Raw genomic sequence first — 800 nt, 5'->3', positions numbered from 1 at the left:
GATGCCGGCTGAACTGTTTGGCATGGGCGTAGCGGCCCGCCATCATCGCGGCGGCCTTGGCCACACGAGAATAGGATTGCCGCAGCCTGACGGCGTGCCTTCTCGCCAGGCGGTTGAGCCCCTTGATCGCCGCATGAAGCAGCTTGGCATCGGTCGGAAAGGTGATGGCCTTCGGCTGCACCGTGGTGTCGACGGTGACGCGCTTGAGGTCCTGGCCGCGTAACGCGCCGGCCTCGTGCGCCACCCGCAGGCTCTCCGCCAGCAGCAGCTCCAACTTGTCGCCGAGCCGCTTGCGCCAATGGCTCAGGTCCGAGCGCTCGTGCGGGAAGGCATGCTGAAAGAACTCTTGCCCAGTGAAGAATTGGAAATACGGGTCGTGAACCCAGCGCTCGCAAACGCCCTCATCGGACAGCCCGTAAGTGTGCTTGAGCAACAGCAGCCCGATCATGAACCGGGTCTCGATCCCGGGCCGGCCATTCTCGCTGTAGAGCGGCGCGACCTCGCTGTCGATCCAGTCCCAATCGATCTTGCCAGCGAGCTGAACCAGCTCGTGCTTCATGTTGATGATCTGGTCCAGCCGCGCCCGGAACAGATCGTTCGATCCCGCCGTCCTGTGCTTCTTCGGTCGCATCGGCCCCTCCGATGCACCACAGAATCATGGTCCGCAGCGAAAGGGAATCCACAAACGAAAATTGCAAGGTTTGGGGGCCTCAAGCCCCCAATCCCTGCAATCTCAAATGCCCCCCCAACCGGAAAACTGACTCCTGCTCAATCGCTTAGAGCCTTGTTCACGGACGACT

Annotated in this window: 1 protein-coding gene; it reads right to left on the bottom strand. The window is 61.9% G+C overall.

Translation table 11 applies throughout. From position 1 onward, the window contains the following. The coding region (locus GWG67_RS39210; protein ID WP_275174776.1) for a transposase at positions 1-631 on the bottom strand (631 nt) is incomplete at its 3' end. Positions 632-800 lie beyond the last annotated feature (169 nt).

The organism is Bradyrhizobium sp. CSS354 (assembly GCF_029051725.1).
Classification (GTDB): Bacteria; Pseudomonadota; Alphaproteobacteria; order Rhizobiales; family Xanthobacteraceae; genus Bradyrhizobium.
Note: the sequence above shows the minus strand (reverse complement) of the source record. Positions and strands in the feature narration are given on the sequence as shown.